20 protein-coding genes and 1 riboswitch are annotated in these 22503 nt (G+C 72.2%); of the genes, 10 read left to right on the top strand and 10 right to left on the bottom strand.

The features are described 5' to 3' along the window. Positions 1 to 102: 102 nt before the first annotated feature. The gene (locus ACZ5Y0_RS12140; protein ID WP_469128550.1) at positions 103 to 1749 is read left to right on the top strand and encodes a DNA repair helicase XPB; all 1647 of its coding nucleotides are present in this window, start codon (positions 103 to 105) and stop codon (positions 1747 to 1749) included. Positions 1750 to 1873: 124 nt separating this feature from the next. On the opposite strand, the gene ACZ5Y0_RS12135 is transcribed toward ACZ5Y0_RS12140, so the two are convergent. Continuing rightward, on the bottom strand, positions 1874 to 2113 hold the full coding sequence (locus tag ACZ5Y0_RS12135) for a hypothetical protein (protein WP_469128549.1): 240 nt from the start codon (positions 2111 to 2113) through the stop codon (positions 1874 to 1876). A gap of 351 nt (positions 2114 to 2464) precedes the next feature. Here ACZ5Y0_RS12135 and ACZ5Y0_RS12130 point away from each other — a divergent pair, with 351 nt between their 5' ends. Beyond that, the gene (locus ACZ5Y0_RS12130) at positions 2465 to 4510 is read left to right on the top strand and encodes a HelD family protein (RefSeq protein ID WP_469128548.1); all 2046 of its coding nucleotides are present in this window, start codon (positions 2465 to 2467) and stop codon (positions 4508 to 4510) included. A gap of 171 nt (positions 4511 to 4681) precedes the next feature. Here the strand turns inward: ACZ5Y0_RS12130 and ACZ5Y0_RS12125 are convergent, their stop codons facing one another. Continuing rightward, the gene (locus tag ACZ5Y0_RS12125; protein ID WP_469128547.1) at positions 4682 to 5374 is read right to left on the bottom strand and encodes a copper homeostasis protein CutC; all 693 of its coding nucleotides are present in this window, start codon (positions 5372 to 5374) and stop codon (positions 4682 to 4684) included. Between the two features lie 108 nt (positions 5375 to 5482). Here ACZ5Y0_RS12125 and ACZ5Y0_RS12120 point away from each other — a divergent pair, with 108 nt between their 5' ends. Beyond that, positions 5483 to 6163 (top strand): HD domain-containing protein, encoded by a 681-nt coding sequence (locus tag ACZ5Y0_RS12120; RefSeq protein WP_469128546.1) that lies wholly within the window; start codon positions 5483 to 5485, stop codon positions 6161 to 6163. A 27-nt stretch (positions 6164 to 6190) separates the two neighbouring features. After that, complete coding sequence (locus ACZ5Y0_RS12115) at positions 6191 to 7279, top strand: GNAT family N-acetyltransferase (RefSeq protein WP_469128545.1); 1089 nt, start codon at positions 6191 to 6193, stop codon at positions 7277 to 7279. 13 nt (positions 7280 to 7292) lie between these two features. Here ACZ5Y0_RS12115 and ACZ5Y0_RS12110 read toward each other — a convergent pair whose 3' ends face one another. Then, positions 7293 to 7562 (bottom strand): DUF4031 domain-containing protein, encoded by a 270-nt coding sequence (locus ACZ5Y0_RS12110; RefSeq protein ID WP_469128544.1) that lies wholly within the window; start codon positions 7560 to 7562, stop codon positions 7293 to 7295. A gap of 7 nt (positions 7563 to 7569) precedes the next feature. Continuing rightward, a complete protein-coding gene (locus ACZ5Y0_RS12105; RefSeq protein ID WP_469128543.1) occupies positions 7570 to 7965 on the bottom strand; it encodes a hypothetical protein in 396 nt (131 codons plus the stop codon). 55 nt (positions 7966 to 8020) lie between these two features. Here ACZ5Y0_RS12105 and ACZ5Y0_RS12100 point away from each other — a divergent pair, with 55 nt between their 5' ends. The 4 genes from ACZ5Y0_RS12100 to ACZ5Y0_RS12085 all read left to right on the top strand — a co-directional run bounded on the left by ACZ5Y0_RS12100 (position 8021) and on the right by ACZ5Y0_RS12085 (position 12232). Then, positions 8021 to 8905 (top strand): MurR/RpiR family transcriptional regulator, encoded by an 885-nt coding sequence (locus ACZ5Y0_RS12100; protein ID WP_469128542.1) that lies wholly within the window; start codon positions 8021 to 8023, stop codon positions 8903 to 8905. Positions 8906 to 9054: 149 nt separating this feature from the next. Beyond that, entirely contained in the window at positions 9055 to 9990 is a 936-nt protein-coding gene (gene murQ, locus ACZ5Y0_RS12095) for an N-acetylmuramic acid 6-phosphate etherase (RefSeq protein ID WP_469128541.1), read from the top strand. Positions 9991 to 10006: 16 nt separating this feature from the next. After that, entirely contained in the window at positions 10007 to 11449 is a 1443-nt protein-coding gene (locus ACZ5Y0_RS12090) for a PTS transporter subunit EIIC (protein ID WP_469128540.1), read from the top strand. A gap of 216 nt (positions 11450 to 11665) precedes the next feature. After that, positions 11666 to 12232 (top strand): hypothetical protein, encoded by a 567-nt coding sequence (locus ACZ5Y0_RS12085; RefSeq protein WP_469128539.1) that lies wholly within the window; start codon positions 11666 to 11668, stop codon positions 12230 to 12232. Here ACZ5Y0_RS12085 and ACZ5Y0_RS12080 read toward each other — a convergent pair. The 6 genes from ACZ5Y0_RS12080 to thrC all read right to left on the bottom strand — a co-directional run bounded on the left by ACZ5Y0_RS12080 (position 12229) and on the right by thrC (position 19585). Beyond that, positions 12229 to 13758, bottom strand: a complete 1530-nt coding sequence (locus ACZ5Y0_RS12080) for a carboxylesterase/lipase family protein (RefSeq protein WP_469128538.1) — start codon at positions 13756 to 13758, stop codon at positions 12229 to 12231. The genes ACZ5Y0_RS12085 and ACZ5Y0_RS12080 overlap by 4 nt on opposite strands. Positions 13759 to 13952: 194 nt before the next feature. Further along, positions 13953 to 15110 (bottom strand): NADH:flavin oxidoreductase, encoded by a 1158-nt coding sequence (locus ACZ5Y0_RS12075; protein ID WP_469128866.1) that lies wholly within the window; start codon positions 15108 to 15110, stop codon positions 13953 to 13955. A 259-nt stretch (positions 15111 to 15369) separates the two neighbouring features. Continuing rightward, on the bottom strand, positions 15370 to 16992 hold the full coding sequence (groL, locus tag ACZ5Y0_RS12070; protein ID WP_356564937.1) for a chaperonin GroEL: 1623 nt from the start codon (positions 16990 to 16992) through the stop codon (positions 15370 to 15372). 378 nt (positions 16993 to 17370) lie between these two features. Further along, positions 17371 to 17577, bottom strand: coding sequence for a cold-shock protein (locus tag ACZ5Y0_RS12065; protein WP_007493268.1), 207 nt, complete (start codon positions 17575 to 17577; stop codon positions 17371 to 17373). A gap of 452 nt (positions 17578 to 18029) precedes the next feature. After that, on the bottom strand, positions 18030 to 18305 hold the full coding sequence (locus ACZ5Y0_RS12060; protein ID WP_467512054.1) for a MoaD/ThiS family protein: 276 nt from the start codon (positions 18303 to 18305) through the stop codon (positions 18030 to 18032). Next, a complete protein-coding gene (gene thrC, locus ACZ5Y0_RS12055; RefSeq protein WP_469128537.1) occupies positions 18302 to 19585 on the bottom strand; it encodes a threonine synthase in 1284 nt (427 codons plus the stop codon). Before thrC ends, ACZ5Y0_RS12060 begins: the two co-directional genes overlap by 4 nt. 18 nt (positions 19586 to 19603) lie before the next feature. Beyond that, positions 19604 to 19750: riboswitch (SAM riboswitch) on the bottom strand. A 169-nt stretch (positions 19751 to 19919) separates the two neighbouring features. Between thrC and ACZ5Y0_RS12050 the strand changes: the two genes are divergently transcribed. Both ACZ5Y0_RS12050 and ACZ5Y0_RS12045 read left to right on the top strand, forming a co-directional pair. Next, positions 19920 to 20864, top strand: a complete 945-nt coding sequence (locus ACZ5Y0_RS12050) for a glucosyl-3-phosphoglycerate synthase (protein ID WP_469128536.1) — start codon at positions 19920 to 19922, stop codon at positions 20862 to 20864. 179 nt (positions 20865 to 21043) lie between these two features. Next, complete coding sequence (locus ACZ5Y0_RS12045; RefSeq protein WP_469128535.1) at positions 21044 to 22456, top strand: alpha,alpha-trehalose-phosphate synthase (UDP-forming); 1413 nt, start codon at positions 21044 to 21046, stop codon at positions 22454 to 22456. Positions 22457 to 22503 lie beyond the last annotated feature (47 nt).

The following is a 22503-nucleotide window of genomic DNA, read 5'->3' as shown; positions in this document are numbered from 1 at the left end:
GTCAGGAAGGCCACTGCCGCGCACCCCCGCACCCGTCGTGGCCGGTAGGGCACACTGGACGTTTGGCCGCGTTCCACGGCCGTGAAGGAAAGGGTGCCGCGCGTGAATGGTCCACTCATCGTCCAGTCGGACAAGACCCTGCTCCTGGAGGTCGACCACGAGCTGGCCGACGCGTGCCGTCGGGCCATCGCGCCGTTCGCGGAGCTGGAGCGGGCGCCCGAGCACATCCACACCTACCGGCTCACCCCACTGGGCCTGTGGAACGCGCGCGCCGCCGGGCACGACGCCGAGCAGGTGGTGGACGCGCTCGTGGAGTTCAGCCGGTATCCGGTGCCGCACGCGCTGCTCGTGGACATCGCCGAGACGATGGACCGTTACGGGCGGCTGACGCTCAGCAAGCACCCCGCACACGGCCTCGTGCTGACCACCACGGACCGGCCGGTCCTGGAGGAGATCCTGCGGTCCAAGCGGGTCGCCCCGCTGGTCGGAGCCCGGATCGACCCCGACACGGTCGCCGTGCACCCCTCCGAGCGCGGGCAGATCAAGCAGACGCTGCTGAAGCTGGGCTGGCCCGCCGAGGACCTCGCGGGATACGTCGACGGCGAGGCGCATCCGATCGAGCTGGCGGAGGACGGCTGGGCGCTGCGGCCGTACCAGAAGCAGGCCGTGGAGAACTTCTGGCACGGCGGGTCGGGGGTCGTCGTACTGCCCTGCGGCGCCGGGAAGACGCTGGTCGGGGCCGGATCGATGGCGCAGGCCAAGTCGACCACGCTGATCCTCGTCACCAACACCGTCTCCGCCCGGCAGTGGAAGCACGAGCTGATCAAGCGGACGTCGCTGACCGAGGAGGAGATCGGAGAGTACAGCGGCACCCGGAAGGAGATCCGCCCCGTCACCATCGCGACGTACCAGGTGCTGACGACCAAGCGGAAGGGCGTCTACCCGCACCTGGAGCTGTTCGACTCCCGCGACTGGGGGCTGATCGTGTACGACGAGGTGCACCTGCTGCCGGCGCCGGTCTTCAAGTTCACCGCCGACCTCCAGGCGCGCCGGCGGCTGGGCCTGACGGCCACGCTGGTGCGTGAGGACGGCCGCGAGTCGGACGTGTTCTCCCTCATCGGGCCGAAGCGGTTCGACGCTCCGTGGAAGGAGATCGAGGCGCAGGGCTACATCGCACCCGCGGACTGCGTCGAGGTCCGGGTGAACCTCACGGACTCCGAGCGGCTCGCGTACGCCACCGCCGAGGCCGAGGAGAAGTACCGCTTCTGCGCCACCACCGAGACCAAGCGGAAGGTGACGGAGGCGATCGTGCGGCGGTTCGCCGGGCAGCAGATCCTCGTCATCGGCCAGTACATCGACCAGCTCGACGAGCTGGGCGAGCACCTGAACGCGCCGGTCATCAAGGGTGAGACGTCCAACGCCCAGCGGGAGAAGCTGTTCGAGTCGTTCCGGCAGGGCGAGATCAGCGTGCTCGTGGTGTCGAAGGTCGCGAACTTCTCGATCGACCTGCCCGAGGCGACGGTGGCCATCCAGGTGTCGGGCACCTTCGGCTCGCGCCAGGAGGAGGCACAGCGGCTGGGACGGGTGCTGCGGCCGAAGGCCGACGGGCACCAGGCGCACTTCTACTCGGTCGTGGCCCGCGACACGCTCGACCAGGACTTCGCCGCCCACCGGCAGCGCTTCCTCGCCGAACAGGGTTACGCGTACCGGATCTTGGACGCGGACGAGCTGTTGGCGGAGGACGCCTGATCCGTCACGGTCAGGGGATCGTGCCGTGGATCAGGCACAGCCAGGTCGTGCCGGCGGTCACCTGCGGCGGACGCCCACCTCCTCGCTGTGCCGTGGATCAGGCACAGCCAGGTCGTGCCGGCGGTCACCTGCGGCGGACGCCCACCTCCTCGCTGTGCCGTGGATCAGGCACAGCGAGGTCGTGCCGGCGGACGCCCACCTCCTCGCCGTACTCGCCGAGGACGACGACGTCGAAGGCCGCGCCCGCGAAGACGCGTATCGCGTGCAGGGCGTCGCCGAGGCGGTGGTGGTGGGTGCCGCCGACGGAGGTCGCGCCGGACGGACGGCCCGGGGCGGGGGCTGGGGTGAAGGTCGCTGCGCTCATGCCTCCATGGTGCGATCGGGGACATAAGGGTGGCATCGGTCCGGGGAGCCAGTTCGGGTGGACTCCATGTCCACCCGCGGGCGGAGCGGCTCCTCCGGGGAGAGGGCCCCGTCCCCTAGGGGACGGCCGGAAAGAGGGCGCGCGAGAAGGGCGCGGGAGGCGGACAGGGGTGGGGGGAAGCAGGGGGTCGGGAAGCGGCACGGAAGGGGGAGGTAAAACCCGTTGGCTTCACGGGGCCCCCAGGTCCTAGAATCTCCGCTCTTGCCCGCCTCCCCACGGAGCGCCGCCACCCGGACGGAAACCGGGCGGCTTCCCGCAGTCATCCCTTTCCGCAGGCCCGGAGGCACCCCCTTGTCCACGCCCGTGTCCGCCGACGACCCGCTCTCCCGTGAGCGCACCCACCTCGCCGCCTCCCGTGCCGCGCTGCGCGCCATGCGCGAGGACGTCCAGTCCCTCGACATCAGCGACGTCACCGCGAACTGGGTCAACGCACAGATCCTGGAACGCCAGATCGCGGACCGCGTCAAGGCGCTCGCCGACCTCAGCGACACCCCGCTGTTCTTCGGCCGGCTGGACTACCTCCACGCGCCCGGCGCCGACCGGGCCGAGGGCGCGGCAGGGGAACGCTTCTACATCGGGCGCCGGCACGTCCACGACTCCGACGGCGACCCGATGGTCATCGACTGGCGCGCGCCGGTCTCGCAGCCGTTCTACCGGGCCTCGAAGAAGGACCCGATGGACGTGGGCCTCCGGCGCCGCTTCGGGTACACGGGCGGTGACCTCACCGCGTACGAGGACGAGCACCTCTCCGACCCGGCCGAGGCGGCCACCACCAGCAAACTGCTCCAGCGGGAGATCGAGCGGCCGCGTGTCGGTCCGATGCGGGACATCGTCGCCACCATCCAGCCCGAGCAGGACGAGATCGTCCGCAGCGGGCTGGGCGGCTCGGTGTGCGTCCAGGGCGGCCCCGGCACCGGGAAGACGGCCGTCGGCCTGCACCGGGTGGCCTATCTGCTGTACGCCCACCGCGAGCGGCTGGCCCGCACCGGAACGCTGGTCATCGGGCCGAACCGGTCGTTCCTCCACTACATCGAACAAGTGCTGCCCGCCCTCGGCGAGCTGGCGGTCCGACAGGCCACCGTCGACGACCTCGTCGCGCGGGTAGAGGTACGGGGCACGGACGAGGCCCCCGCGGCGGTCGTCAAGGGCGACGCGCGGATGGCCGAGGTGCTGCGGCGGGCGCTGTACTCCCACGTCAGCCTGCCGACCGAGCCGGTCGTCGTCGTGCGCGGGTCGCGTCGCTGGCGGATCCCCGCGTACGAACTGGAGGAGATCGTCCGCGAGTTGCTCGCCCGTGACATCCGCTACGGCGCCGCCCGTGACGCCCTCCCGCAGCGCGTCGCGCACGCCGTGCTGGTGCAGATGGAGCGGGCCGGGGAGGCGCCCGACGACCGGGTGCAGGACGCCGTGGCCCGCAACAGTGCCGTCAAGGCGGCCGTGAAGGCGGTCTGGCCGCCCGTCGACCCGGCGAAGCTGGTGCTGCGACTGCTCACGGACGCGGAGTTCCTCGCGGAGCACGCGGAGGGGATCCTCACCGAGGACGAGCGGAAGACGATCCTGTGGGCGAAGCCGGTGCGGTCGGTGAAGTCGGCCAGGTGGTCGGCCGCGGACGCCGTGCTGATCGACGAGGCCACCGACCTCGTGGAGCGGACGCACTCCCTGGGTCATGTCGTCCTCGACGAGGCCCAGGACCTGTCCCCCATGCAGTACCGGGCGGTCGGCCGCCGCTGCACCACCGGCAGCGCGACCGTCCTGGGCGACCTGGCGCAGGGCACCACGCCCTGGGCGACGCGGAGTTGGCAGGAGGCCCTCACGCACCTCGGCAAGGCCGACGCGGTGATCGAGGAACTGACGGCCGGTTTCCGCGTCCCGACGGACGTCATCACCTACGCCTCCCGGCTGCTGCCCCACATCGCACCGGGCCTGACACCGGTCGCCTCGGTCCGCGAGAACCCCGGCTTCTTCGAGGTCCGCGCGGTGACCGAGGACGGGGAAGTGGTCTCCGCCTGCGAGGAGTTGCTGCGCAACGAGGGGTCGACGGGCCTGATCGCGGCCGACGCGCGCGTGCCCGTCCTGGCGGAGGCCCTCAAGGCCGCGGGGATCGCCTACCTGTCCCCCGGTGAGGAGACCACCCGAGAAACCCGCCTGACCCTGGTCCCGGCCTCCCTGGCCAAGGGCCTCGAGTACGACTACGTCGTCCTGGACGAGCCGAGCGCGGTGGTGGACGCCGAACCGGACGAACGGACGGGCCTACGACGGCTGTACGTGGCGCTGACCCGAGCGGTGTCGGGGTTGGTGGTGGCGCACGGGAGACCCCTGCCCCCCGAGATCAGCTGAACGAGGCCGGTGCCGGGGGCGCGGCCCGGCGCTCGCGGGTCGCCGACCGTGCCCACCCGTGCCGCCCCCGGCAGTACGACCGCCCGCGGCTCGGCGGGCTCGGGCCGCTGCGGAGCGCCCTCGGCCGGACCGCCACCACCGGGCGGCACGATCGCCCGCGGCTGAGCCCGCCTACCCCGCGTCCAACACCCGCCGCCACTCCCGCACGGCCCCCGCCGACACCGTCCCTTCCCAGCCGTCCGGCCGGGCCGCCCCGCCGATGTGGAACGCGTCGATCCCCGCCGCCCGCAGCACCGGCACATGGCCGAGCCGCAGTCCTCCCCCGACCAGGACCTCCTGCTCGTACCCCTGCTCCCCCCGCCGCCCCGCCTCCGCGACCAGCACGGCCAGCCCGTCGTCGACGCCCGCCGCCGATCCGGCCGTGAGGTAGGTGTCCAGTCCGGGCAGCCCCTCGCACTGCTTGCGCAGGGCGTCACGGTCGGCTGTGTGGTCGATGGCCCGGTGGAAGGTCCACGGGCAGCCGTCCAGCTCCGCGACCACCCGCTCGACGGCCGCCAGATCCACCCCGCCCTCGGCGTCGAGGAAGCCGAGCACGAACTGGTCCGCTCCGGCCGCCCGCAGCTCCCCGGCGGCCCGGACGAGCCGTCCGCCGTCCCCGGCGGCGAACCCGTCGGTCAGACGCAGCATCACGCGCAGATCGATGTCGACGGCGGCCCGGATCGCGGCGAAGGTCGCGACGGGCGGGGTGAGCCCGTCGGCCGCGATGTCGGTGACCACTTCGAGGCGGTCCGCGCCTCCGGCCTGGGCGGCGACCGCGTCCTGCGCGTCGAGGGCGATCACCTCCAGGACTGCACGCTTGCTCATGGGACCCCATTCGTCGACGGCTCTACAGGTCTAGTCCAATTCCAGGGTACGCCTGTGAGCCGCCGCACTCACCCCCGCGTACCCGCCGGGCCGCGCGAGAATGACCGCATGGCCGACCACCCCGAACCCGCCACCACCCGCCGCGCCCCCGAAACCCTCCGCACCCGCTTCGCCCGCACCCTCGAAGCCGCCCGCGGCCCCGCCCCCGAGTCCGCCCCGGACCCCCTCCCCTACGCCGACGACCTCATCCGCCGCTGGCAGGAGCCGCAGCGCCGCTACCACACGCTCACCCACCTGACCGCGGTCCTCGACCGGATCGACACGCTCCAGGAGTACGCCGACGACCCGGACGTCGTCCGCCTGGCCGCCTGGTTCCACGACGCCGTCTACCTCCCCGACCGCTCCGAGAACGAGGACCGCTCCGCCCGCCTCGCCGAGCGCGCGCTGCCCGAGGCCGGCCTGCCGGAGGCGAAGACCGCCGAGGTGGCCCGCCTCGTCCGGCTCACCGTCTCCCACGACCCGGCCGACGACGACCGCGACGGCCAGGTGCTGTGCGACGCCGACCTCGCGATCCTCGCCGCGCCGCCGTCGGCGTACGCCGCCTACACGGCCGAGATCCGCGAGGAGTACCACTTCGTCCCGAACGACGCCTTCCGGGAGGGCCGGGCCGCCGTACTGCGTCATCTCCTCGGCCTGCCCCGCCTGTTCCGCACCCCGCACGGGGCGGACGAGTGGGAGGCGACCGCCCGCTACAACATGCGCGCGGAGCTGGAAATGCTGTCGATCTGAGCCCCGCCCCCGCCTACGCTGCCCGGCATGCGCGCATGGGGCGGGGATCAGGTGACGGAGGCCGTCGCGGGCAGCGTGGAGCTGCTGCGGACGGTGACGGACAGGGACTGGACGGACGTGAAGGCCGGCCGGCTGGAGTGGAGTTGCCGGCAGACGGCGGAGCACGTGGCGGGCGATCTGATCGCCTACGCCGGTCAGTTGGCGGGCCGGGCGCAGACGGCTTACGTGCCCTTCGAACTCGGCTTCGAGGAGGGCACCGACCAGGCGGGCGTCCTGGACGTCATCGAGACCACCGGCGCCCTGCTCGCCGCCACCGTCCGCACCACCCCGCCCGGGGTCCGCGCCTTCCACCCGTACCCCTTCCGCAGCGCGAACCGTGAGGGCTTCGCCGCGATGGGGATCGCCGAGGTCCTCCTGCACACCCACGACATCGCCGAGGGCCTGGGCCTGGCGTACGAGCCACCCGCCGAGCTGTGCGAGGCCGTCCTCACCCGGATCTTCCCGCACGTGCGGCCGGGTCCGGAGCCCTGGCCGACCCTGCTGTGGGCCACCGGCCGCGGCGACCTGCCCGGCCGCGCCTCGGTCACCGGCTGGCGCTGGAACAACACCATGGTCCTGCCCGCCGAGCGCCTCGTCCTCGAGGGCATCACCCCGGCCGCCGCCGCCGACCTGGTCGCGGGTGGCGACGGCGGTTTCGTCTGGCTCGGTGACGCCCCCTTCGAGGGCACGCGTGAGGTCGCCACCAGCCTGCTCAAGGCGTACGACACCGGAGTGCACCGGCCCGAGTTCGGGGCGTTCGTGCTCGTCCGGCGGGAGGACGGCCGGGCCGTCGGCAGCCTGGGCTTCCACGGGATGCCCGACGAGGAGGGCCGGACCGAGATCGGCTACGACCTCGTGGAGCCCGCCCGAGGCCACGGCTACGCGACCGAGGCGCTGAACGTCCTCGCGGAGTGGGCGCTCGCGCGGGGCGACGTACGCCTGCTGTACGCGGCGGCGGAGGAGGCGAACATCCCCTCGCAGGGCGTCCTGAACCGCGCCGGGTTCGTCAGGGCCGACGTGCTGGCGGAGCCCCTCCTGGAGGACGGGACGCTACGGCTGTACACGCGTCGCGCGTAGTGACCCGCGCACCCTAGGCGTGGGGGCGGCCCTTGGGCCGTCGCAGTCCCGAAGCCGTCAGCAACCGCACCACCTCGCGGCTGCTGACCTCCACCGCGCCGGCCGCGACCACGTCCGGGTACCGGTGCGAGGGAATGTCGTAGTGATCGCGTTCGAACGCGCGCCGGGGCACGCCCAGCCCGTCGGCGAACGCGTGCAGTTCGTCGAAGGAGACATCGCTGACGAGGTGGGACCACATCCGTCCGTGGCCCGGCCAGTCCGGCGGATCGATGTAGACCGTCACGCGCGCCTCACAGGGCCCCGGCCCCACCGGGCGCCGCCCCCAGCGCCCCGACCGCCGCGACCTTCACGCCCGCCTTGTGGCACACCCAGTGCGGGTCGGGCCCGAGTTCGGGCTCGACCTCCAGGGCGTGCGGGTCGCCCGAGCCGCACACCGGACAGATCGGCCAGCGGCCGTACCGGTCCAACAGGGCGTCCTGCACGTCCTGCGCCACCAGCCCGGCCACGAAGTGCAGGCCCTCCGGCCACTGCTCGACCCACCATCGCCGCTGGGTCACGGACTCCTCGACCATGGACACCACGTCCGCCGCGGCCACCTCGCCCGAGGCGAGGTCGGCGAGCACGAGGGCACGCGCCGCGTGCAACGCCTGTTCCAATGGGCTGATGGGGGTGTGGGAGGGATCCATGCACCCATTGTGCGCACTCTTGACCGTGACACCGAGCCGAAAATACCTTTCACGGGTGTCCCAGGACGTGAAGGAAATTTTCGGCGGCGCTCTCGCCGCCAAGGTCCGCGCGCTCGCCCCTTCCATGACCCGCTCGATGCAACGCGTCGCCGAGACCGTCGCGAGCGACCCCGCGGGCTGCGCGGCGCTCACCGTCACGCGCCTCGCGGAACGCACCGGCACCAGCGAGGCCACCGTCGTCCGCACCGCCCGCCTCCTCGGCTACCCCGGCTACCGCGACCTGCGGCTCGCGCTCGCCGGTCTCGCGGCGCAGCAGCAGTCCGGCCGCGGTCCCGCCATCACCACCGACATCGCGGTCGACGACCCGATCGCGGACGTCGTCGCCAAACTCGCCCACGACGAACGGCAGACCCTCGCCGACACCGCCGCAGGTCTGGACACCGTGCAGCTCGGGGCGGCGGTGGCGGCCCTGGCCGCGGCCCGCAGGACCGACGTCTACGGCGTCGGGGCGTCCGGGCTCGTCGCCCAGGACCTCGTGCAGAAGCTACAGCGCATAGGGCTCATGGCCCACGCCCACAGCGACCCGCATCTCGCCGTGACGAACGCCGTTCAGCTGCGGGCGGGGGACGTGGCCGTCGCGATCACGCACTCGGGGTCGACACGCGACGTCATCGAGCCGCTGCGGGTCGCCTTCGAGCGGGGCGCCGCGACCGTCGCCGTCACCGGGCGGCCGGGCGGCGCGGTCGCGCAGTACGCGGACCACGTGCTGACGACGTCGACGGCCCGGGAGAGTGAGCTGCGGCCGGCGGCGATGTCCTCCCGGACCAGTCAGCTGCTGGTGGTGGACTGCCTGTTCGTGGGGGTGGCGCAACGGACGTACGAGACGGCGGCACCGGCGCTGGCCGCCAGTTACGAGGCCCTGGCTCACCGGCACCGGTAGGCCGGAAGGCTGCTGATCGCCCGTGGGCGGCCACGGGATCGTCGTGGCTCGTCGCGCCCGCGCGGTGGAACCGCCTACGAATACAGACCCGCGCCCCTGGGGCACCCGCCCCCGACCCCGATGAAAAGCGACCGGAGAGAGCCGCTCCCATGACCTCCACCTCCCGCCCCGACGACCTGCTCACCCAGCTCGGATCGCTCACCACCGAAGCCTTCCGGCCGGAACTCGCCGAGATCGACCGGCTGCCCACCCTCGACATCGCCCGGCTCATGAACGGGGAGGACGCCGGGGTGGCCGGGGCCGTGGCCGCGCGGCTGCCCGAGATCGCCGGTGCCGTCGACGCGATCGCCGCGCGGATGGGTCGGGGCGGGCGGCTGGTGTACGCCGGTGCGGGGACGGCCGGGCGGCTCGGCGTGCTCGACGCGTCCGAGTGTCCGCCGACCTTCGACACGGCCCCGGACCAGGTCGTCGGCCTCATCGCGGGCGGGCCTCGGGCGATGGTGACGTCCGTCGAGGGCGCCGAGGACTCACCGGAGCTGGCACGGGCGGATCTGGCCGCACTCGCCCTGGGTGCCGAGGACACGGTGGTCGGTGTCTCCGCCTCGGGGCGCACGCCGTACGCGATCGGCGCGGTGGAGTACGCGCGCTCGGTCGGCGCGCTGACCGTCGGGCTGGCCTGCAACCCGGGCAGCGCGCTGGCCGCGGCCGCCGAGCACGGCATCGAGGTCGTCGTCGGACCCGAGCTGCTCACCGGGTCGACCCGGCTGAAGGCGGGCACGGCGCAGAAGCTGGTGCTGAACATGCTGTCGACGATCACGATGATCCGGTTGGGCAAGACCTACGGGAACCTGATGGTCGACGTGCGGGCCTCGAACGAGAAGCTGCGGGCCCGCTCGCGGCGGATCGTCTCCCTCGCGACGGGCGCGGGCGACGAGGAGATCGAGCGGGCCCTCACGGCCGCCGGCGGCGAGGTGAAGAACGCGATCCTGGTGCTGCTCGCCGGGGTCGACGGGCCGTCCGCCGCCCGCCTTCTGGAGGAGTCCGGCGGTCATCTGCGTGCCGCGCTCGCCGCCGCGCGCTCCTGAGCCGCACGCTCAGCAGGTGCCTATCGATGCCCGTGCCACCGCTGCCGCGCTCCTGCCCCTGGTCGGCGGTCCCGCGAACGTCACCTCCGTCGCCCACTGCATGACCCGGCTGAGACTGGGTCTCGCCGATCCGTCCCGGGCGGACGAGGGCGCGCTGCGAGCGGTCCCCGGGGTGCTGGGGCTCGTCGTGGACGACGGTTCGTACCAGGTGGTGCTCGGACCGGGTGTCGTCGGGACGGTGACGGCGGCGTTCGAGGAGCTGGTGGGCCGGCCGACGGCGGCGGAGGAACTGGCCGCGCGCGGCGCCGAGTTGAAGGGGGAGCGGCAGCGGCGCAACGCCACGCCCGTCAAGACGGCCCTGCGCCGCCTCGCCGCGGTTTTCGTGCCCCTCATCCCCGCTCTGATCGGCTGCGGTGTCCTCGCGGGCGTCAACGGGCTGTTGCTGAACGCCGGCCTGCTGCCCTGGCTGACGCCCGCGCTGGCCGCCGTGGCGTCCGGGTTCATGGCGCTGATCGCGGTGTTCGTCGGCGTCAACACGGCGAAGGAGTTCGGCGGCACCCCCGTGCTGGGCGGTGCGGTGGCGGCGATCGTGGTTCATCCGGGCGTCGCGAAGGTCACCGCGTTCGGGGTGACCCTCGCCCCCGGCCAGGGCGGGGTCCTCGGCGCGCTGGCGGCGGCGCTGCTGGCGACGTACGTGGAGAAGTGGTGCCGGGGCCGGTTCCCGGCGGCCCTGGACGTGCTGCTGACCCCGACGCTGACGGTCCTCGTGGCGGGCCTGGCGACGCTGTACGGCCTGATGTGGGCGGCCGGTGCCGTGTCGACGGCGATCGGCACGGCGGCGAACTGGCTGCTGTCGACGACGGGCGCGTTCGCCGGGCTGGTCCTCGGCGGGCTGTTTTTGCCCCTGGTGATGCTCGGCCTGCACCAGGCGCTCATCCCCATCCACACCACGCTCATCGAACAGCAGGGCCACACCGCGCTGCTGCCGATCCTCGCGATGGCGGGCGCGGGCCAGGTGGGCGCGGCCCTCGCCGTCTATGTCCGTCTGCGCCACGACACCTCGCTGCGCACGACGATCAGGTCGGCGCTCCCGGCGGGTCTGCTGGGCGTCGGCGAACCCCTCATCTACGGCGTCTCGCTCCCGTTGGGCCGCCCCTTCCTCACGGCGTGCGTGGGCGGGGCGGCCGGCGGGGCCTTCGTCGGCTTCTTCGCGATGCTCGGCCACCAGGTCGGGGCGACGGCGATCGGCCCGTCCGGCTGGGCCCTCTTCCCCCTGCTCGCCGGGAACCGGGGCTGGGGCACCCTCCTCGCGATCTACGGGGGCGGGCTGCTGACGGGATACGCGGTCGGCTTCGCCACGACGTATCTCTTCGGTGTCACCGACCGTGTCGTGGCGGCCGCCGGCACCCGCCCGGCCGCCGACCCGTCCGGCGGCCCGACGCCTTCGCGATCCGGGTGACGCGCCCGCCGGGTCCTGGCCGGCACCGTGGCCGCCGTCCCGGCGGGAGAGCGGCGGCCGGGGCCCGGGCACACCCCGGCTGTCGGTGGTGTGTGCGACCGTTGAGGGACCAGGGTCCGCGCGACCGCGCTCGGGCCGCCGCAGATCACACTGCGGGTGGCGCCCCCGCGGGAAGCGCCCGCACGAAGCACGCCGCAGGAAACGGAGACGCTCGCCATGAACCACGCCCAGCTCACCCACCTGGGCCGTGCCCTGCGGCTGCTCGGTGAGCACGGGGACGCCCTGACCGCCGACACCCCCGACACCAAGCTGCACGAGGTCAAGGCCGACCTGCGGCGCGCTCTGGAGCTGCTGGACGAGGGCGTGACCTCGGCCGCGCCCAGCACCCGGTGCGCCGAACACCCCAACGGCCCCGTGGACACGGCCGCCCCCGACCTGTGCCTGCTGTGCGAGACCCGGCGGCGGGCGGCCAGGCGCGCCGAGTTCAACGGGCCCGCCCCGCGGACCCCGCACGCCACCGCCCCGTCCCGCTACGGCACCCGCGGCGACCGCCCCCAGCCCCAGCAGCGCTGGCTGCCGGAGCTGTGGAACGGCCAGGAGTGGCAGCTGTGCGGCACCCCGAGGCGCGACCGCCACGAGGCCGAGCTGTACCTGGCCGCCCTGCGCCGAGGCTCCCGCCCCGCCATGGCCTACCGCCTGGTGCACGAGTTCACCGACTACGAGGTGCTGCGTGTGTGGGGCACCCCGGTGAAGGTCGACATCGAGCCCATGGGCAACATCTAGCCGAGCAAGGGCAACGGCGGGAAGTCGTGCCCCTCCCACAGTCGGCGTGCCGTCTCCTCCGGGTACGGGCGGACCTCTGGCTCCGCGTCCAGGACCTGCACCAGCCGCTCCCCCGTGTCGTACGGCGGCCAGCCCGGGTCGCCGGTGCGGGCGAACGCCGTCCAGGACGCGCGCAGGCGGGCGGACAGAGCGCGCGCCTCCTCGGTGACCTCGGCGCCGGCGAACAGCAGGTTGCCCAGGTCGGCGTCGAAGGTGCCGAACAGCAGGGGTACGTCCAGGCCGTGGCAGGCGCCCAGGGAGCCGCCCATGCCGGGGGCGGGCCAGGTCAGCTCGTAGACGTGGGCCCGGCCGCCGCCCGCGACCTGCGCCTCGGCCAGACGCAGGGACGGCATGTGGAACAGCCAGTCGGACTGCACCCGCTCGAACAGCTCCCCCGGCCCCGCCTGCGGATAGGCCGCTCGGTAGGCCAGCTCGCCGGCCTCGCCGCCGCCCGGCCCGAACAGCCGCAGCACGCCCGTCGCCTGTTCCCGCGTCACCTTGCCGAGCAGGCCCGCCAGGGCCACGAACAGGCGGTACTCCTGCGCGTTGTGCCCGACGATCAGTTCCACGTGGCGGCCGGCGCCCGAGGCCAACGCCTGCCAGGGGGTGACCGGCAGTACCTCACCGTCGACCACGGGAGAGAACGGTGTGACCGTGGGTGCGACCTGCCCCCATCGGTCCACCCGCTCGCCCATCTTCGCGGCGAGCGCCGCTCCCGCCTCGGTCAGCTCCCGCGGGTCGACGGCGGCCAGATCGGCGGTCGTGGGCCGCAGTCCCGCCTCGGCGGCGATGGCGGCGGCGAGGTCCCGGGCCAGCTCGTCGGAGAAGTACGTGCCGGGCACGCTCTGCGCTATCGCCCGCCCGAACAGCCCCCGCGCGGCCGGCATGGCCAGCAGCGCCGCCACCGACCCGGCGCCCGCCGACTCCCCGAAGACGGTCACCCGGCCGGGGTCCCCGCCGAACTCCGCGATGTTGTCCCGCACCCACTCCAGGGCGGCGACCTGGTCGAGCAGCCCCCGGTTGGCGGGGGCGCCCTCCAACCGGGCGAACCCCTCGATGCCGACACGGTAGTTGAAGGTGACGACGACCAGGTCGCCGGCGCGGGCGAGGTGCTGCGCGTCGTAGCCGGGGCTGCCCGCGTGGCCGAGCTTGTAGGCGCCGCCGTAGATCCACACCATGACGGGGCGGGCGGCGGCGGGCGTTGGATCCGGTGTCCATACGTTCGCCGTCAGCCAGTCGTCGCCGGTGGGCACGGCCACGGCCGTACGCCCCTGGATGCCGGCCTCCTGCGGGGGCGGGGGGCCGAAGGCGTGCGCGTCCAGGACGCCGTCCCACGGCCGGGGCGGGTGCGGGGCCTGGAAGCGGGCCCGCCCGACCGGGGGTGCGGCGAAGGGGATGCCGCGGAAGACGGCCAGCCCGTCCTCCCGGCGTCCGCGAACGGCTCCCGCGGCGGTGCGGACCACGGGCTCGGCGGCGGCGGTAGTCATCGATCACTCCTCGGTGGGCGGCTGTTCGTGGAACGGACGGTGCTCGGGCGAAGTGCCGGAAGCGGCCGCCACCCCTCGTGTGGGTGACGGCCGCCGGCGGCAGGGCAGTTGGTGACGCCTGGCCGACGTGGGCCTCCCGCGCTCCCTCCGAGGTCGCCGCCGGACGGCCGTCCCGCGCCCAGGTCCGACCGGTCTCAGCTCAGCGTCTTCAGCGCCGCCGCGTCGTACGGCTTCAGCTCGTCGAGGCGGCCGGACAGGACCTTGGCCGCCCACTCCGGGTCCTGGAGCAGTGCGCGGCCGACGGCCACCAGGTCGAACTCGTCACGCTCGAGCCGGTCGAGGAGGTCGTCGAAGTTCCTGACCTTGGAGCCCTCGCCCTGGAAGGACCTGAGGAATTCGCCGTCGAGCCCGACCGAGCCGACGGTGATGGTGGGCCGGCCGGTCAGCTTCTTCGTCCAGCCCGCGAGGTTCAGGTCGGAGCCGTCGAACTCCGGGACCCAGTAGCGGCGCGTGGAGGCGTGGAAGGCGTCGACACCGGCCGCGGCGAGCGGGGCGAGAATGGCCTCCAACTCCTCCGGGGTCTCGGCGAGGCGCGCGTCGTAGGCATCCTGCTTCCACTGCGAGTAGCGGAAGATGACGGGGAAGTCCGCCGACACGGTCTGGCGTACCGCTGCGACGATCTCCGCCGCGAACCTGGTGCGGGCGACCGGGTCGCCGCCGTAGGCGTCCGTGCGACGGTTGGTGCCCGCCCACAGGAACTGGTCGACGAGGTAGCCGTGGGCGCCGTGGATCTCCACGCCGTCGAAGCCGACACGCTCCGCGGCCGCGGCGGCCTCGGCGAACGCGCCGATGACGTCGTCCAGGTCGCGCTGGGTCATCACCTTGCCGGTGCCCCCGGTGCCGTCCGGACGCAGGCCGGAGGGGCCGACGGCGGGGGCGTCCGCGACGGGCGGCTCACCCTGCTTGCGCACCATGCCGATGTGCCACAGCTGCGGCACGATCGTCCCGCCGCCCGCGTGCACCGCCTCGGCGACCTTCGCCCACCCGGCCAGCTGCTCCTCGCCGTGGAACCGCGGCACCCGGTCGCTCTGCCCGGCCGAGTCGTGGCCGACGTACGTGCCCTCGGTGACGATGAGGCCGACACCGGCGGCCGCGCGGCGGCCGTAGTACGACACCACGTCCTCGCCCGGAATGCCGCCGGGCGAGAACATGCGGGTCATGGGCGCCATGACGATGCGGTTCGGGACGGTCAGGCCGTTGAGGGAGACGGGGCGTGCGAGGATCTCGGCGGCGCGGGAGGCGGCGGGGGTGGCAGTCACGACAGGGGACTCCTCGGGGGTCACGGCGGACATCGAGCGGTGGGACATTCCGGACGGTATGTGCACATGCATGAACCGCCCTCTCCCCTCAACAACCCGCGCCGCCCCCGTCATTCCGCCCACTCCCCCACGACTTCTGTGATCCGGACCACGGGGCCGGGACCGTCACCGAGGAGCCCCCCCCCCCCGAACACCACGGGAGCGGGACGTGAAACGCCCGAGGGCGGCACCCCCCGCGTCAGCAGGGAGTGCCGCCCTCGGCTGGAGAACCGAGCTTGATCAGCGATCAGGCTCAGAAGTCCATGTCACCGCCCGGCATGCCGCCGCCGGCCGGAGCCGCGGACTTCTCCGGCTTGTCGGCGATGACGGCCTCGGTGGTGAGGAACAGCGCGGCGATCGACGCGGCGTTCTGGAGCGCGGAGCGCGTCACCTTCGCCGGGTCGATGATGCCCTCGGCGATCATGTCGACGTACTCACCGGTCGCGGCGTTCAGGCCGTGGCCGACGGGCAGGTTGCGCACCTTCTCGACGATGACGCCACCCTCGAGACCACCGTTGACGGCGATCTGCTTGAGCGGGGCCTCCAGGGCGAGCTTCACGGCGTTGGCGCCGGTCGCCTCGTCACCCTCGAGGTCGAGCTTCTCGAAGACCGAGGTGGCCTGGAGCAGGGCCACGCCACCACCGGCGACGATGCCCTCCTCGACGGCCGCCTTCGCGTTGCGGACGGCGTCCTCGATGCGGTGCTTGCGCTCCTTCAGCTCCACCTCGGTGGCGGCGCCGGCCTTGATGACGGCCACGCCGCCGGCCAGCTTCGCCAGACGCTCCTGGAGCTTCTCGCGGTCGTAGTCCGAGTCGCTGTTCTCGATCTCGGCGCGGATCTGGTTGACCCGGCCCGCGACCTGCTCCGAGGAGCCGGACCCGTCGACGATGGTGGTCTCGTCCTTGGTGATGACGACCTTGCGGGCCTTGCCCAGGAGGTCCAGGGAGGTGTTCTCGAGCTTGAGACCGACCTCCTCGGAGATGACCTCGCCACCGGTGAGGATGGCGATGTCGTTCAGCATCGCCTTGCGGCGGTCGCCGAAGCCCGGGGCCTTGACCGCGACGGACTTGAACGTGCCGCGGATCTTGTTGACGACCAGGGTCGACAGGGCCTCGCCCTCGACGTCCTCGGCGATGATCAGCAGCGGCTTGCCCGACTGCATGACCTTCTCCAGGAGCGGGAGCAGGTCCTTGACGTTGGCGATCTTGGAGTTCGCGATCAGGATGTACGGGTCGTCGAGGACGGCCTCCATACGCTCCATGTCGGTCGCGAAGTACGCCGAGATGTAGCCCTTGTCGAAGCGCATGCCCTCGGTGAGCTCCAGCTCGAGCCCGAAGGTCTGCGACTCCTCGACGGTGATGACGCCTTCCTTGCCGACCTTGTCCATGGCCTCGGCGATCAGCTCGCCGATCTGGGTGTCGGCGGCGGAGATGGAGGCCGTCGAAGCGATCTGCTCCTTGGTCTCGACATCCTTCGCCTGCTCGAGCAGGGCACCGGAGACGGCCTCGACGGCCTTCTCGATACCGCGCTTGAGGGCCATCGGGTTGGCGCCGGCGGCCACGTTGCGCAGGCCCTCGCGGACCAGCGCCTGGGCCAGCACGGTGGCCGTGGTCGTACCGTCACCGGCGACGTCGTCCGTCTTCTTGGCGACTTCCTTGACCAGCTCGGCGCCGATCTTCTCGTACGGGTCCTCGAGTTCGATCTCCTTGGCGATGGAGACACCATCGTTGGTGATCGTGGGGGCGCCCCACTTCTTCTCGAGGACGACGTTGCGGCCCTTGGGGCCGAGCGTCACCTTCACGGCGTCCGCGAGCTGGTTCATGCCGCGCTCGAGGCCGCGCCGCGCCTCCTCGTCGAACGCGATGATCTTGGCCATGTGAAGTGGTCCCTCCAGGACTGGGGGTGATTCCTTCGGACCGCGCCCGCGCCCGCGACGGACGGCTCGCCTGCCCCGTGGTTCCTTGCCCCACCTGGCCTGCGGGCCTCACCGACCCGGTCCTTCGTTGTCACTCTCACCTTCAGAGTGCTAACGCCAATGATTAGCACTCGACACGTCCGAGTGCAAGGTGCGCCCGCGCGGCGGCCTCGTCGAGGGGGCGGCACTCGGACGACCGGAACCCCTGCGGCGGGATCGTCGAAGGGTGCCGGCCGGACGGGCGGGAGCAGCCCCGGACATGCTGAAGGGCCCGCACCCCGGGAGGTGCGAGCCCTTCGCGATGGAACAGAAGAACGTCGCTGCAAGTCGGCGCGTGCTTCAGCCGGTCGCGAGCCGGACCATGTCCGCCTGCGGCCCCTTCTGACCCTGCGAGATCTCGAAATCGACCCGCTGGCCCTCTTCCAGGGTGCGGTATCCGTCCATCTGGATCGCGCTGTAGTGGACGAAAACATCCGCACCACCGTCGACCGCGATGAAGCCGTACCCCTTCTCCGCGTTGAACCACTTGACGGTGCCCTGAGCCATGCCTAACTCCCCTATTACTGGCCCTTGCACAGACCCGCACTTCGCGGATCCGGGTCAGACCTCACCCCCCAGTTGGTTGGGGGCGTGCGCCGGAACGCGTCGACCGCGGCCGAATGTATCTGTCCAACTGCCCTCTGCAACAGGTCAATCGGACGAGAAATCTGGACGCGAAGGCTCCGGGGAAGAGTGAGCATTCGTCCGAATTCAGGGCAAGTCGGGCCCCGCAAAGGTAATGAAAGGCGCAAAAGGCATGCACACTTTGGCTACTTCTCATCGTCCGCGCCGACGGGCCTCATATGCGACCGGCATGCAATGGGCGGCGCGTTCCCCAACTGTACCGCGCTCAACCACACTGAATTGCCCCCTCCGCTTCTCTCGCGGAGGAGGCAATTGGATGAACTCTCGGTAATTACCCTTACCGACGGTTACTACCGGCGGGTACGGAACACCGGTCAGCCGCCGGCCACGGCCGGGATGATGGAGACACCGGCGCCGTCCGGTGTCGCGGTGTCCAGCCCCTGCTCGAAACGGACGTCGTCGTCGTTGACGTACACGTTGACGAACCGGCGCAGCTTGCCCTGGTCGTCGAGGACGCGGGCGGCGATGCCGGTGTGGTTCTTCTCCAGGTCGGAGATGACCTCGCCGAGGGTGACGCCCTCGGCCGGGACCTCGGCCCTGCCACCGGTGTAGGTGCGCAGGATGGTGGGGATGCGGACGGTCACGCTCATGCGAGGCCAGCCTCTCGGAAGGAGTCCAGGTTCGGGCGGATGGTGGCGGTCAGGCCGGTGCCGGCCACCGCGTCGAGGGTCTTGAGGCCGTCCCCCGTGTTGAGGACGACGGTGGTCTTCGTCGGGTCGAGGAGACCGTTCTCGATCAGCTTCCTCGTCACACCCACGGTCACGCCACCCGCCGTCTCGGCGAAGATGCCCTCGGTCCGCGCCAGCAGCTTGATCGCGTCGACCACCTGTTCGTCGGTCACGTCCTCCACCGCGCCACCGGTGCGGCGCGCGATGTCCAGGACGTACGGCCCGTCCGCCGGGTTGCCGATGGCGAGGGACTTGGCGATGGTGTTCGGCTTCTGGGGCCGGACGACGTCGTGGCCGGCCTTGTAGGCGACGGACACCGGCGAGCAGCCCTCGGCCTGGGCGCCGAAGATCTTGTACGGCCTGTCCTCGACGAGACCGAGCTTGATCAGCTCCTGGAGCCCCTTGTCGATCTTCGTGAGCTGCGAGCCGGAGGCGATCGGCACGACGAGTTGCTCGGGCAGCCGCCAGCCGAGCTGCTCGCAGATCTCGTACGCCAGCGTCTTGGAGCCCTCGGCGTAGTAGGGCCGCAGGTTGACGTTGACGAAGCCCCAGCCTTCACCGGCCGGGTCGCCGATCAGCTCGGAGCAGAAGCGGTTCACGTCGTCGTAGTTGCCCTCGATGCCGACGAGTTCGCCGCCGTAGATCGCGGCCATGACGACCTTGCCCTGCTCCAGGTCGTGCGGGATGAACACGCAGGAGCGGAAGCCGGCGCGAGCGGCGGCGGCACCGACGGCACCGGCCAGGTTGCCCGTGGAGGAGCAGGAGAGGGTCGTGAAGCCGAAGGCGCGGGCGGCCTCGATGGCCTGGGCGACGACGCGGTCCTTGAAGGAGTGCGTCGGGTTGCCCGAGTCGTCCTTGACGAACAGCTTGCCGGCGTCGACACCCAGCTCGCGGGCGAGGTTGTCGGCCTGCACGAGCTTGGTCCAGCCGGGGTTGATGTTCGGCTTGTCCGCCACGTCGGCCGGGACGGGCAGCAGCGGCGCGTAGCGCCAGATGTTCGCGGGGCCCGCCTCGATGCGCTTGCGGAGCTCCTCGGTCTCATAGGACGAGAAGTCGTACGCGATCTCGAGCGGGCCGAAACACTCCTCGCAGGCGAAGACCGGACCGAGGGGCACGCGGTGTCCGCACTCGCGGCAGGAGAGCGCCGCGGCGGGTCCGAGATCGACGGAGTTCGTGGTGCTTGCAACTGTCTGCGCAGCCATGTGAGGCGAGGCCCTTTCTCCTCATCTTCCTCACGACGCATCTCGCCGTGAGACGGATTTGGCACCTTCCCTAGCCGGGAGCCTCGCCACGTCGACGTGACAGGACCAGCTGGAGGGTTGCCGGGGCTTCATCGGGCCGTATCCCTCTGCCCCTCTGGATGAGCGGTATGAAGTTGTGAACGGCGGCGACCTCGGACATGCGATGGTCATCCGCGTTGTTCAAGACTGTAACCGAAGGCCAGGACAGTTGAGATAGACGTCCGAACCGCGAGATGGATCACACCGTCACCCCCTGCGCACCGGGTGTGATCACGACAGTGAGGAGCCGCAGACCGTGCTGAAAGAAGCCGAAGCCTGGCTGGCCACCCGCTCCTGGTCCGTGACCGACCGCCCGCTGCACCGCGTCCTGGCCGCGAAACGCGCCTCGGGTCAGACGGTCTCCGTGGTGCTGCCCGCCCTCAACGAGGAGGAGACGGTCGGTGACATCGTCGCGATCGTCCGCCACGACCTGATGCAGCAGGTCCCGCTGGTCGACGAGATCGTCGTCGTCGACTCGGGCTCCACCGACCGTACCCACGAGGTCGCCGCGGCGGCCGGGGCGCGCGTCGTCCACCGGGACGAGATCCTGCCCCGGATACCCGCCGTCCCCGGCAAGGGCGAGGTGCTGTGGCGATCGTTGCTCGTCACGACCGGGGACATCGTCTGTTTCGTCGACGCGGACCTGAGGGAGTTCTCCTCCGACTTCGTCTCGGGGATCGTGGGCCCGCTGCTCACCGACCCCGGCGTGCATCTGGTCAAGGCCATGTACGACCGTCCGCTCGGCGGCGCGGCGGGCCAGGGCGGCCGGGTCACGGAACTCATGGCCCGCCCCCTGCTCAACATGCACTGGCCGCAGCTGGCCGGATTCGTGCAGCCGCTCGGCGGCGAGTACGCGGCCCGCCGCAGCCTGCTGGAACAGCTCCCGTTCCCGGTCGGCTACGGCGTGGAGCTGGGCATGCTCGTGGACGCCCTGCACCTGGTGGGCCTGGACGCCCTCGCCCAGGTCGACGTCGGCGTGCGCAAGCACCGCCACCAGGACGGGCAGGCGCTCGGCCGGATGGCGGCGGCGATCTACCGCACCGCCCAGCTCCGACTGGCCCGAGGGCACATGATCCGCCCGTCCCTCACCCAGTTCGAGCGGGGTGCGGACGGCTTCGAGCCGCGCACCTACTCCGTGGACACCGAGGAGCGCCCGCCGATGGCGGAGATCGCGGAGTACGCGGAACACAAGGTCGCCTAGGGCGGCCGAAGCGGCGTCCTCCGCCCGCGGGGCGGGCCCGGCGGGGCACAGGACGCCGATCGTGGGCCGGTCCGTCCGCCGTCTGCGCACTTCCGGCCGGCGGACACGGCGGGACACGCGCCGCCCACGGAACGCATCCGTACGTTTGAGCGTTTCCGGACCGGGCTAGGTTGTGGCGTATGGCTTTTACGCGTGGTGCTGTTGCTGAGGGTGCTCAGGTGCTGGTCGCTTCCAACCGCGGCCCGGTCTCCTACCAGGTGCGCGAGGACGGTTCGCTGCACGCCAAGCGGGGTGGCGGCGGACTGGTCTCGGGTCTGTCGGCGATCGGTCCGGACGCGGGCGCCCTGTGGGTGTGCTCGGCGCTCTCCGACGACGACCGCGAGGCGGTACGGCGCGGAGTCGGCGAGGACGGCGTGCGGATGCTCGACATCCCGGCCGACGTGCACGCCGACGCGTACAACGGCATCGCCAACTCCGTGCTCTGGTTCATCCACCACCTGCTGTACCAGACCCCGCTGGAGCCGGTGTTCGACGCGGAGTTCCGGCGCCAGTGGGCGTCGTACGAGTCGTACAACCGCGCGTTCGCGGAGGCGCTGGCCGAGGAGGCCGGGGAGGGCGCGGCGGTCCTGGTGCAGGACTACCACCTCTGCCTGGTGCCCGGCATGCTCCGCGAGCTGCGCCCCGACCTGCGCATCGGCCACTTCTCGCACACGCCGTGGGCCCCGGTGGACTACTTCGCGCTGCTCCCCACCGACATCCGCGCGCAACTGCTGCGCGGCATGCTCGGCGCGGACCGCCTGGGCTTCCTGACCCGGCGCTGGGCGGACGCGTTCGCTGCCTGCTGCACGGAGTTCGTGGGCGGCCTCGGCAGCACCGAGATCGGGGTGCACGGCCTGGGTGCCGACGCCGACTTCCTGCGCGCCCGCTCCCACGAGAGCGACGTCGAGGAGCGGATCGTCGCCCTCCGCGAGGAGATCGGCGAGGGCCGCAGGACCGTCGTGCGCGTCGACCGCACCGAGCTGTCGAAGAACATCGTGCGCGGTCTGCTGGCCTACCGCCAGCTCCTCGACGACCACCCCGAGTGGCGTGAGCGTGTCGTCCACGTGGCGTTCGCCTACCCCTCCCGTCAGGACCTCGCCGTCTACCGGGACTACACCGCCGAGGTGCAGCGGGTGGCGCGCGAGATCAACGAGCGGTACGGCACACCGGGCTGGACCCCGGTGGTCCTGCACGTCAAGGACGACTTCGCCCGCTCCCTGGCCGCGTACCGCCTCGCCGACGTGGCGCTGGTCAACCCGGTCCGGGACGGCATGAACCTGGTCGCCAAGGAGGTCCCGATCGTCTCCGACCAGGGCTGCGCGCTGGTGCTGTCACGCGAGGCGGGGGCGTACTGGGAGCTGGGCGAGGACGCGATCGTGGTGAACCCCTACGACGTCCTGGAGACCGCCCGCGCCCTGCACGAGGCGCTGACCATGCCGGCGGAGGAGCGGGCGGAGCGCGCCAAGAGGCTGACGGCGGCCGCGACCGCGCTGCCCCCGGCCCAGTGGTTCCTGGAGCAGCTGCGGGCCCTCCAGGCGGTCCAGCGAGGCTGAACGACCCGAGAGCGTCCGCGGCGGTCCCGCCACCCCGGGGGGACCGC

The organism is Streptomyces sp. NPDC033216, from assembly GCF_055577115.1.
The sequence above is the reverse complement of the archived record's forward strand: the minus strand, read 5'-3'. Positions and strand labels throughout refer to the sequence as shown.

Excerpts from the sequence above, each read along its gene's own strand:
- ACZ5Y0_RS12080 (WP_469128538.1), bottom strand. The coding sequence starts at position 13,758 with ATGACTACCGCCGCCGCCGAGCCCGTGGTCCGCACCGCCGCGGGAGCC.
- ACZ5Y0_RS12085 (WP_469128539.1), top strand. The coding sequence starts at position 11,666 with ATGAACCACGCCCAGCTCACCCACCTGGGCCGTGCCCTGCGGCTGCTC.
- ACZ5Y0_RS12120 (WP_469128546.1), top strand. The coding sequence starts at position 5,483 with ATGGCCGACCACCCCGAACCCGCCACCACCCGCCGCGCCCCCGAAACC.
- ACZ5Y0_RS12045 (WP_469128535.1), top strand. The coding sequence starts at position 21,044 with ATGGCTTTTACGCGTGGTGCTGTTGCTGAGGGTGCTCAGGTGCTGGTC.
- ACZ5Y0_RS12075 (WP_469128866.1), bottom strand. The coding sequence starts at position 15,110 with ATGTCCGCCGTGACCCCCGAGGAGTCCCCTGTCGTGACTGCCACCCCC.
- ACZ5Y0_RS12060 (WP_467512054.1), bottom strand. The coding sequence starts at position 18,305 with ATGAGCGTGACCGTCCGCATCCCCACCATCCTGCGCACCTACACCGGT.
- thrC (WP_469128537.1), bottom strand. The coding sequence starts at position 19,585 with ATGGCTGCGCAGACAGTTGCAAGCACCACGAACTCCGTCGATCTCGGA.
- ACZ5Y0_RS12105 (WP_469128543.1), bottom strand. The coding sequence starts at position 7,965 with ATGGATCCCTCCCACACCCCCATCAGCCCATTGGAACAGGCGTTGCAC.
- ACZ5Y0_RS12115 (WP_469128545.1), top strand. The coding sequence starts at position 6,191 with ATGCGCGCATGGGGCGGGGATCAGGTGACGGAGGCCGTCGCGGGCAGC.
- murQ (WP_469128541.1), top strand. The coding sequence starts at position 9,055 with ATGACCTCCACCTCCCGCCCCGACGACCTGCTCACCCAGCTCGGATCG.
- ACZ5Y0_RS12125 (WP_469128547.1), bottom strand. The coding sequence starts at position 5,374 with ATGAGCAAGCGTGCAGTCCTGGAGGTGATCGCCCTCGACGCGCAGGAC.
- ACZ5Y0_RS12065 (WP_007493268.1), bottom strand. The coding sequence starts at position 17,577 with ATGGCTCAGGGCACCGTCAAGTGGTTCAACGCGGAGAAGGGGTACGGC.
- ACZ5Y0_RS12135 (WP_469128549.1), bottom strand. The coding sequence starts at position 2,113 with ATGAGCGCAGCGACCTTCACCCCAGCCCCCGCCCCGGGCCGTCCGTCC.
- groL (WP_356564937.1), bottom strand. The coding sequence starts at position 16,992 with ATGGCCAAGATCATCGCGTTCGACGAGGAGGCGCGGCGCGGCCTCGAG.